This is a genomic window from Pseudomonas putida (assembly GCF_004357765.1).
GTDB lineage: Bacteria > Pseudomonadota > Gammaproteobacteria > Pseudomonadales > Pseudomonadaceae > Aquipseudomonas > Aquipseudomonas putida_U.
The window spans coordinates 206,457-215,597 of sequence record NZ_SMTE01000006.1; the positions used below are offsets into that span (position 1 = coordinate 206,457).

A 9,141-nucleotide genomic window follows, 5' to 3' on the forward strand; every position below is an offset into this window, starting at 1 on the left:
TGACATTATTTTTCTGTAACAAACTTCTTGACGAAGTCAGCGCGTGACTGCTTGTTGTCGTTCGGCTGAATGAAGCTCTCACGCCAGCTGGACGGGTTCGCCGCCAGGTCGGACAGACTGATGCTGTAATACTGCTCTACCTGCGCTCTCGTCACATCCAGAGTCTGAGCCTTGCCATCACGCGGGATGGTAACCGTGAGCCGCTCAAGATCGGGGACTTCCCGAAGAATCCGAACCGACTCGACGGCAAAAATCTTGTTCGCTTTATCCCCTGACTCGTAGTAGTCGGGCGAACGGGCTGGGACCTTCAATACAACTGTTCCAGCTTTTCCCGACTCGCTCACCGAATCGATCGTAGACGACGACAGCACCCGCTCGACCTTATCGCTGAACTCACTGGCGTAAGCACTCCCTATCGACAGCGCAACCAGCAGCGCACCAGCGCCGCGCACCACAGCACGTCCGAAGCCATTCATTCCTTGGGTTCCATACCGTCGCAGCCGCCGGACTGCGATTGCTTGAGAAGCTGGGGCCGGCGCCCGCCGATCCTGGTCAGCTACTTGCTGAAAGTCGCCAGCGCCTCGCTGACGGAATTGATAGTGCCCTGGGCCTCGTGGGACATGCGGCGATAGCGCTCGACCAACTGGGCCTCACCGGTAGAGAGACTGTCCGCCGCCTGGGGTGACGGAACGCCAGTCAACACGAAAAGAACATCCACGCCGGCGCCAACCGCGAGGTTCAGCAGCAGCGCTCCAGCCTCTCGGGTTCCAGCCTCATAGCTGGCAAGGGTCCGTTTGGAGACGCCTACAAGCGCTGCCATTTGGTCCTGGGTTAGATCAAGCCGCTTGCGTTCGGCTTGGAGGCGCGCACCTATTTCTTCAAGAAGATGCACAAACGTTCCTTTTCTATATTTACAAATGAACAAATGTGCATCATCCTTCGCGTACCACTACACGAAATTGCACGATTGCCACTATGCACGCCACCCATATAACCGAGCAAGCCTGCCAGGACGCCCGTCTCCGATTGGAGAAACAGGGTATCTCGGTCAAAGAGTTCGCCCTCAAGCATGGGCTGCACCCAAGCACTGTCTATGCCGTGCTCTTAGGGCAGAAGAAATGCCTCCGTGGTGAAGCTCACCGCGCCGCCGTCCTGCTGGGCATAAAGCCCGGCGCGAAGAAAAAGTAGCCGCCCTGGCCCAAGGAAGAAACCAGAACATGAAGACCCCCGTTCTAGAAACCCTGCGCCAGGTCGTGAGCGCCGTTGTATGCGCTTACCCAGGCGGTCGTGAGTGCGCATCAACGCGCCTCGGCATCGGCCTCAAACAGTTCGACAACCGTGTCTACGAGAACGCCGGCAGCCGCCCACTAAGCTATGAGCAGATCCAGCTGCTCGAGCAAGACATCAACACCACCCACCTGCCCGAGTTCATTGCCCGGCTGTACGGCGGCATGTTCGTGCCGCTGACCAAGACCGAGGACCTGGACAACGTCGAGCTGTACCAGCGTTCGTTGAAGAGCGACGCGAAGCTGGGACTCATCGACCAGTTGATCCATACCGCGATCCAGGACGGCGAAATCGACTCGTCCGAGGCGATGAGAATCATCCAGGCGCTCACCTGCTACATGGCGGCGCGTACTGCCGAAGTGGCAGCCACCATTCAGCTGTACAGCCCCTCAAACGCAAGGGGGCAGCAGTGAGCAGCGCCTACAAACTCGTTTGCCCCCACTGCAACGGAAAGATGCGCATCCGCACCAGTGAAGGCACCCACATTTTTCTGCGGATTGCCTACCTGCAATGCGTGAACGAGGCCTGCGGCTGGTCCGTCCGGGCTCAGTTCGAAATGACCCATGAAATGAGCCCGAGCGGTATGCCGAACCCTACTGTGCGGCTGCCCGTCGCGCCCGTAGCCCTTCGGCGCCAAGCCATGAAGTCCGCCGCTGCTGATGACCAACCCGACCTGCTGGACCAACTGGACATGGAGCAAGCCACCGCATGAATGCAATCGCCCTGACCACCAACCCAGAAACCGATTACCGCGCCGCCATGCAGCAAGCCGCCGTGGCCTTCTTGTTCCGACGCGAAGGTCTGCACTTGGCCGGCGACCACCAGGTGCTCGACAACTGCCGCGCCTTCCTGGCCATGTCGCTGGAAGTGCCCGACCACCTGGTGCAGCGCATCGCTGAGCTGGCTGTCGCTGAGTTCGAGAGTAAGACCACCAAGCGCCTGCAGCTTGTAGGGGTGTGCGTTACCAGCGGCATTTACCGCCCTCGGCTGGTACTGCTGGATACCGTCACCCAGCACCGATACCCAGTGCCAGCGCGCTACCTACCGCGCCGCATGCTGCAACACCGCGACACCTCGAAGTAACCCAGAACCAACCCCTTTCCCGATGCCCCGTACCGCGTGGGTAAGGGGAAACTGCATTCAACTGGTGGCAGATATGAGCAAGATCAACCTTCAAATTGAGCTGGATGAGCAGCAGGCAGCGCACTACCTGCAATGGCTCAACAGCCAATTCAACCTCACCATGGCGGACGTTTGGTATTCCGACCGGTATCGCAACGTACCGGCGGGTGAGCGCGCTCCCAAGGTGCTTGCCGATGTTCCCCACCTGCAAGGCATTTGCCGTACGCGGAAAGCGCTGGAGCAGAAGCTCGGCCCGGCCAAGTCGGAGCGTGCGCTGTGACCACGACCCACCCCATGAAAGAGCGGCTGCGCACTGATGTACTGCAGCGCCTGGAACGTGATTTCGGCCTCAAGCACATGCCTGGAACCAAGTTCATGCGCAAAGGTAAATGCCCTGCGCATGGCTGCGGTCAGAAGACGCTTTACACCTACCACGACGCCCCCTGGATGCTGATCTGCGGACGCCCGGAAAAGTGCAACCACCGTGTGCATGTCAAGGACCTGTACGACGACTTGTTCAACGACTGGAGCGAGTTGGCCCCATCGACCGAGAGCGACCCGGCGGCCACCGCCCGCGCTTATCTGGAGTTCAACCGCGGCTTCCGCGAAGAGTTGATCAAAGGGTGGTACGCCCAGGACAACTACTACGACCACAAGCTCAAGATCGGCAGCGCCACTGTGCGCTTCCCGCTGGAGAAAGGCGGCTACTGGGAGCGCCTGATCGACCGGCCAAACCGCTTTGGCAAAATGAAGGCTCGCTTCCAACCGACCGGAGAAGGCCGCGCAGGCTACAGCGGCGTCTGGTGGCGCCCCCCTGCACTGGATCTGCTCGAAGTAGACGAGCTGTGGATAGTGGAAGGGATCTTCGACGCCATTGCGCTGATGCACAACGGCATTGCTGCCGTTTCCATGATGTCGAGCGCGCCTCTACCCACCGAGTCGCTCAAGGCCCTGCTGCGCACCTGCCAGGAGGCAGACAAGCGCCCGCCGAAATTGATCTGGGCCCTAGACAATGAACCTGTGGCCAAGAAGAACACCCGGCGCTGGGCGAAAGATGCCCGGGAAATGGGTTTCAAGTGCGAGGCTGCGCTCGTTCCCCAGCCTGACGGCCGAAAGGTCGACTGGAATGACCTGCACCTGCGCTGGAATTTCCTGGAAGACGATCAGCGCGCTGGCCAGGTCGAGAGCGACCTCAAGCAGGCCCGCCATGAGGGAGCCTTGCTGCTCGCCGAAACTGCCGAGGAAAAGGGCCTGCTGATGTACGACTGGCAGCCCCGCGGGGAGTTTTCCTTCTCGTTCAAGAACCGGCTCTACTGGTTCAAGTTTGACCTGGAAAAGTTCGACCGCCGGATGCGGGAAATGGACTCTTCCGAAAGCCAGGAAGATCAGCTACTCAACGATCGCCAGCGGCGAGACAAGGCGATGCGCGAGTGTGGGGCGGTAGTCCGCATTGCGAACTGTTATTTCCAGGCTCTGTACAACATGCGCAACGAGCAGACCGACGAGGCCTGGTACTACTTCCGCATTGAACGTCCTGGCATGGCGGCGACCAAGAGCACATTCACGGCTGCACAGCTGTCGTCGGCGCCGGAGTTCAAGAAGCGCCTACTCAATGTCTCCAACGGCGGGATGTTCACCGGCAGCGCACTTCAGCTGGAGCGCATGCTGGAGCCGCAACTGGACTGTCTGAAGCGGGTCAACACCATTGACTGGATCGGTTACACCAGGGAGCACGGCGTCTACGTGTTCAACGACCTGGCGATCGCCAACGGCAAGGTCCACCACCTGAACGACGAGGACTTCTTCGACGTCGGCCAACTGAGCATCAAGTCCCAGAGCCAGTCGCCGACCCTGGTCGTGAATACCGACCTGGCCGACTACCACGCCGGCTGGTTTGACACCTTCTGGAAGTGCTTCGGCGTGCGCGGCGTGGTTGTCTTGGTGTGGTGGCTTGGTTCGCTGCATGCCGAGCAGATCCGCCAGTTGCAGAAGTCCTTCTGTTTCTTCGAGCTGGTCGGTGAAGCCGGCGCGGGTAAGACCACGCTGGTGGAATTCCTGTGGAAGCTGGTCGGCCGGACCGAGTACGAAGGCTTCGACCCCTCCAAGGCCACACCGGCCAGCCGGGCACGCAACTTTGCCCAGGTGGCCAACCTTCCCGTAGTCCTTATCGAGTCCGAGCGAGAGCAAAAGGACGGCGCTCCGGTGAAGCACTTTGACTGGGACGAAATCAAGACCGCTTACAACGGGCGCTCAGTTCGTTCGACCGGCGTGAAGAACAACGGCAACGAGACACGCGAGCCGCCCTTCCGCGCTGCTGTGCTGATCGCACAGAACAACGCGGTCAACGCCTCTGAACCAATCCTGCAGCGGATTGCGCACTGCATGCTGACCCGTGAGCACCAGACACCGGAAACCAAGCTGCTGGCCGAGGAACTGGAACGCATGCCGATGGAAAAGGTGAGCGGCTTCATCATCAAGGCGCTGCAGAAAGAGAGCGAGATCATCCGCCTCCTTGAGGAGCGGACTGGCACCTATGAGCAAGAGCTGCTCGCTCGCCCTGGCATTCGCACCGTTCGGATCGCGAAGAACCATGCCCAGCTCCGCAGCCTGGTCGACGGTCTGGCCCAGGTCGTTCCGCTCAACGATGAGCGTAAGGCGCTGGTGCACCAGGAGATCACCCGCATGGCGGAAGAACGCCAGCAGGCTATTAACGCGGATCACCCGACAGTGCGTGAGTTCTGGGACCTATACGAATTCCTCAATGGCGACGACGACAACGGCGGGCTGAACCACTCGCGCAAGGACAACCTGATTGCCGTCAACCTCAACGAATTCGTCGAGAAAGCCGTCAACAAGCGGCAGCAAGTGCCGCCGATCAGCGATCTCAAGCGGCTACTCAAGACCAGTAAATCTCCGAAATTCATCGAGTCGAACAAGCCGGTCAATTCCGGCCGACAGCCCGACGCTTTCAACACCAGCCGCACCGTTCGGTGCTGGATCTTCCAGCCCTAATCAAGGAGACACCATGCTGATTCACGTACTGATGGGCAATGCCGGCGGCTGCGGGCAAAGCCAGCTGCAGCAAGAGCGGGACCGACTAGCGCAGGCCGGCAAAGACCACTCCATCGTCAACGCTGGGGCCTATGCCGGCGACGGCTTGCTCTCAATCCTGGAAGTGCGATTCCACGCAGGGCAGCGGGACATCTTGGTCGACGACTGCACCAGGTCGCAGATCCTTGAGGTCCTGGCCTGGCAGAGCTGTGTGGAAGACGACGACAGGTTCGACGACCTGGTCGTCCACCTCGCCCGCCGCAACTGAATTCGAAAGAAGTGGTGCCAAGGAGTTGCAGCTCCCCGGCACCAACCATCCCAAGGAGAAACGACATGCAAGTAGAAACCCCCGGAGTTGGCGCCGAGAAGGCTATCACAGGGACGCGCCCAAGGCTGGCCAGCCACTCGTTGGACCTGCCGAACCACTGCGACATCTGCAACAAGGCCCGCTCGACCAGGAAGCACCAGCGCTGCAGCCAAATCCGCCAGCAGCGGAAATCTGTCGAATGGGAGGCATACATGGCCAACGTCGAAGCCAAAAAAGCACAGCAAGGCCGCCGATATGCACGTTAACCAAAACGCCCCCATCGACCTAGTCATCAGCGTTCGTCTCAGCGCCGGCACCTACACCGCTCGCGCGCGGGGCGAGAAGGCTACCGCCAGCAGCACTATCAGCGCCGATGCAGCCGCACGCGCCTTGGCCAGCAAGCTTGGGGCCCACATGACACAGCCGGATCTGTTCGCAGCCAACCGCTGCAGCACCGACTCACACATCCAGTTCACCGCGCAGCGCATCAGCTGAGAGAAAACCAAGATGACCAATTCAGTTCAATGGCGAGTACTTCCAAACAAAGCGAACCAGGCCATGGAACAGGCCGGTGCTGACGCAGCCCGCGAGTACCTGGAGCGCACTGGCAGCAACAGCCTTTTCGCAATTTATGAGGCGATGGCGCTGGCAGCGCCTACTCCACCTCATGTTGAGGACGACGAAGTTTGCGCATCTCTTCCGAAGCCGGAGGACGACTCCGAGCTTCCGGTGGTTGGCGAAGCGGTCTACGACGCCTGGGACATGGCCCAGCAATGGAACGGGTGCCGCGAAGCTTTCCTTCCGGTAGTCATGCGGCTTAAAGCAGAGCGCGACACCCTGAATGCTCTGCTGGCCATTGCCTATGGTGATATTGAGCACGCGAGCAGGAGTCTCGGCCAGTGTGCCAGCTGCGGTGAATGCCCGGAGGAAGACGACATCATCACCCACGACCCGTCGTGCACCTTCTGTGCAATAGAAATGGCCTTGGCTTCCAGCGGAAAGCCCACTGTCCCGACGCAGCGCGATGAGCGGACGGCGTTCGAGGCATACGCTATCGAAAAGGGTTGGCTTCCCCACCAACTCAAGCAAAGGCCAGATGGAAACTATGAAGACTGGGGCGTAAACCCCGAGTGGCAGGCGTGGAAAGCCCGTGCTTCCCTGGAGCGAACCGAGCGCTATGGCTGATCGTGACGAACGGACCAAGAATTTCAGGGCTGAGATTCTGGTCATCATCCAGCAGGTCCTGCCGCTATGATCCATCAACACCCCCCCAGCACAGTCCTGACATTCCAGGACTTGCAACGACTGACCGGGTACACGCGGCGTTCTGGTGTGGAGGGTGCCCTGCGGAAGCAGGGCATCCGCTGGTTCTGGGGCCGGCATGGCCCCTGGACCACCCTCGACCTAGTCAACCAAGCCGGCGGGAAATCGCCGGTCACCGAGAAATATGACAGCGAGATCCTATGAGGCGGTCGCGTAAACACAACCCGCACATCCCTGCGCACATAGACCAGGCCGCCATTCCGGCGGCCGTTTATTTTGACAGCCGCTGGAACGGTGCCTGGTACACCACCTGGCGAGACGAGGGCGGCAATCGCAAGCGGACCAACATTGCCGGGCCTACTGCTACGTTGGCCGAGCTGCACCGCATCATGGAGGAGAGGAATGGCATCGATCGGGATAGCCTCAACCACCTGTGCAAGGAGTTTCACGAAAGTTCGCAGTTCAAGAAATTGGCTAAAAAGACTCGAGAAGACTACGAGTACAGCCGCGATGTGCTTGTGGCCATTCCAACAAAGCTCCAGAAACCCTTGGGCGATCTGTCTGTGCGCAAATTCACCTCGGCACTGGTGCAACGCCTGGTCGATCGGATCGCGGACGAAGGCACGCCGTCCAAGGCCGCGCACGTTCTGCGATACCTCCGGCGCGTGATGCAGTGGGGGCGTAACCGCGGCTTCCTGGAAATCAACGTTGCCCTGGGCATCGAGGCGCCGACCGAACGCAAGCAGCGCCGGCTGCCAAGCCCCAAGGTAATGGCCGCTCTCATCGCCCGTGCCTACGAGAAGGGCCAGCTCACGCGTGGCCAGCGTGGTTCGTGCCCGGCATACCTGGGCTATGTAATGGAGCTGGCCTACTTGTGCCGACTGCGAGGGATCGAGGCCGTGACCCTGACCGATGCCAACGAACTGGAAGACGGCGTGCAGACAAATAGGCGCAAAGGCAGCCGCGATAACGTGGTGCGCTGGACTGCTCGGCTTCGGGCTGCCTGGGAAGGCGCCAAGGCCTATCGAGACCGGGTGTGGACGAGCCAGGCCTATCCCGCTCCAGCAACGGCCGACCGCCGATTCATCATTGTTGCAGCCCACGGCGGCGCACTGCAAAAGTCCAGTTTGGACACAACCTGGCAACGTTTCATCACCAAGGCGATCAAGGACGGTGTCCTTACCGAGGAACAACGCTTCGCACTGCACGACCTAAAACGCCGGGGCATCACAGATACCCCCGGCGATCGCAAGCAGAAGCAAGACGCCAGCGGCCACCGCGACGAGTCCATGCTCGATATCTACGATTTCAGTCTGCCCATAGTGCATCCATCAGGGGACTGAATGAACGGGCGGCGCATAACGCGCCGCGCCGGTCTCATGCCGCCAGTACCCTGCGCAGCATAGCCTCAGCTTCTACGTCATCCCGGCAGTGATAGACCTGCCGCGCCATTTCTCGCATAGAAACACCAGGTGCGATTTCCGCGTCCCCGTCTGCAAGGTCTACATTCGCAAGCTCTTCTTGCGTGGGCAGGCTGCGCCCAAATTCAACAATCACCCACACATCTGCCGCATTGAAGGACAAGCCCGTCCGAGTTTCTAGAGCTGAGAGAATCGAGGCAATCTTCGCGGCACCTGCCCCGTACATCAGAGCGGCACCAAGCTTGGGGCTCAAGCGGACGCCCAGTAACGGTTCACGATTGAAGAACGTGATATCGCAATAGGCCTCTGTCTCGGAGAGCCTTACGAGAGTCTGCAGGGTGTGTTGCTGGCGTACGGCATCGTCGCTGGTCATTTCTGAAACCTCAGATTGGTGTCCGTCCGAATGTAGCCCGGCCTGCGAGCTAGTCAACCCTGCATCCGTGCGTCTGCGTACCAACAGAAATAGGTATCAGTGAATTAGGCCTCTGCAGCTCACAGTTCACGTACCAGAAACCTACGTAACTAGTTGATTTAAAACAAGAGAGCATCTTTCTTGTAATCAGTAGGTCCCGGGTTCGATTCCTGGTGCCGGCACCATACGCAGTATCAAAAAAGGCTCACCGAAAGGTGGGCCTTTTTTGTTTGCGTTGCAAAACCCTCACCGCCCAGGGTCGTGCCGAAACAAATCAT

15 protein-coding genes are annotated in these 9,141 nt (G+C 59.8%); 12 read left to right on the top strand and 3 right to left on the bottom strand.

The window, feature by feature from the left end:
* Positions 1-5: 5 nt before the first annotated feature.
* Together E2H86_RS10920 and E2H86_RS10925 are read right to left on the bottom strand one after the other, a co-directional pair.
* Complete coding sequence (locus tag E2H86_RS10920; protein WP_133327575.1) at positions 6-476, bottom strand: hypothetical protein; 471 nt, start codon at positions 474-476, stop codon at positions 6-8.
* Between the two features lie 80 nt (positions 477-556).
* Positions 557-892, bottom strand: coding sequence for a helix-turn-helix domain-containing protein (locus tag E2H86_RS10925; RefSeq protein ID WP_133327577.1), 336 nt, complete (start codon positions 890-892; stop codon positions 557-559).
* An 83-nt stretch (positions 893-975) separates the two neighbouring features.
* On the opposite strand from E2H86_RS10925, the gene E2H86_RS10930 reads away from it, so the two are divergent.
* The 12 genes from E2H86_RS10930 to E2H86_RS10985 all read left to right on the top strand — a co-directional run bounded on the left by E2H86_RS10930 (position 976) and on the right by E2H86_RS10985 (position 8,373).
* A complete protein-coding gene (locus E2H86_RS10930; RefSeq protein ID WP_133327579.1) occupies positions 976-1,188 on the top strand; it encodes a DNA-binding protein in 213 nt (70 codons plus the stop codon).
* A gap of 29 nt (positions 1,189-1,217) precedes the next feature.
* A complete protein-coding gene (locus E2H86_RS10935; protein WP_133327581.1) occupies positions 1,218-1,700 on the top strand; it encodes a YmfL family putative regulatory protein in 483 nt (160 codons plus the stop codon).
* The gene (locus E2H86_RS10940; protein WP_133327583.1) at positions 1,697-1,999 is read left to right on the top strand and encodes an ogr/Delta-like zinc finger family protein; all 303 of its coding nucleotides are present in this window, start codon (positions 1,697-1,699) and stop codon (positions 1,997-1,999) included. Before E2H86_RS10935 ends, E2H86_RS10940 begins: the two co-directional genes overlap by 4 nt.
* On the top strand, positions 1,996-2,370 hold the full coding sequence (locus E2H86_RS10945) for a hypothetical protein (RefSeq protein WP_133327585.1): 375 nt from the start codon (positions 1,996-1,998) through the stop codon (positions 2,368-2,370). Before E2H86_RS10940 ends, E2H86_RS10945 begins: the two co-directional genes overlap by 4 nt.
* A gap of 73 nt (positions 2,371-2,443) precedes the next feature.
* Positions 2,444-2,689 carry a hypothetical protein gene (locus E2H86_RS10950; protein ID WP_133327587.1) on the top strand — a complete coding sequence of 82 codons (246 nt, stop codon included), beginning with the start codon at positions 2,444-2,446 and terminating at the stop codon, positions 2,687-2,689.
* A gap of 14 nt (positions 2,690-2,703) precedes the next feature.
* Complete coding sequence (locus E2H86_RS10955; RefSeq protein WP_133327819.1) at positions 2,704-5,421, top strand: toprim domain-containing protein; 2,718 nt, start codon at positions 2,704-2,706, stop codon at positions 5,419-5,421.
* 13 nt (positions 5,422-5,434) lie between these two features.
* Positions 5,435-5,728 (top strand): hypothetical protein, encoded by a 294-nt coding sequence (locus E2H86_RS10960; protein ID WP_133327589.1) that lies wholly within the window; start codon positions 5,435-5,437, stop codon positions 5,726-5,728.
* 65 nt (positions 5,729-5,793) lie between these two features.
* Positions 5,794-6,033 carry a hypothetical protein gene (locus E2H86_RS10965; RefSeq protein WP_133327591.1) on the top strand — a complete coding sequence of 80 codons (240 nt, stop codon included), beginning with the start codon at positions 5,794-5,796 and terminating at the stop codon, positions 6,031-6,033.
* Positions 6,023-6,262 carry a hypothetical protein gene (locus E2H86_RS10970; protein ID WP_133327593.1) on the top strand — a complete coding sequence of 80 codons (240 nt, stop codon included), beginning with the start codon at positions 6,023-6,025 and terminating at the stop codon, positions 6,260-6,262. Before E2H86_RS10965 ends, E2H86_RS10970 begins: the two co-directional genes overlap by 11 nt.
* A gap of 12 nt (positions 6,263-6,274) precedes the next feature.
* Entirely contained in the window at positions 6,275-6,952 is a 678-nt protein-coding gene (locus tag E2H86_RS10975; RefSeq protein ID WP_133327595.1) for a hypothetical protein, read from the top strand.
* Positions 6,953-7,018: 66 nt separating this feature from the next.
* Positions 7,019-7,234, top strand: a complete 216-nt coding sequence (locus E2H86_RS26220) for a DUF4224 domain-containing protein (RefSeq protein ID WP_133327597.1) — start codon at positions 7,019-7,021, stop codon at positions 7,232-7,234.
* Complete coding sequence (locus E2H86_RS10985; protein ID WP_133327599.1) at positions 7,231-8,373, top strand: site-specific integrase; 1,143 nt, start codon at positions 7,231-7,233, stop codon at positions 8,371-8,373. The genes E2H86_RS26220 and E2H86_RS10985 overlap by 4 nt, the downstream gene beginning before the upstream one ends.
* Positions 8,374-8,407: 34 nt before the next feature.
* Here the strand turns inward: E2H86_RS10985 and E2H86_RS10990 are convergent, their stop codons facing one another.
* A complete protein-coding gene (locus E2H86_RS10990) occupies positions 8,408-8,824 on the bottom strand; it encodes a transposase (protein WP_133327601.1) in 417 nt (138 codons plus the stop codon).
* Between the last annotated feature and the right edge of the window lie 317 nt (positions 8,825-9,141).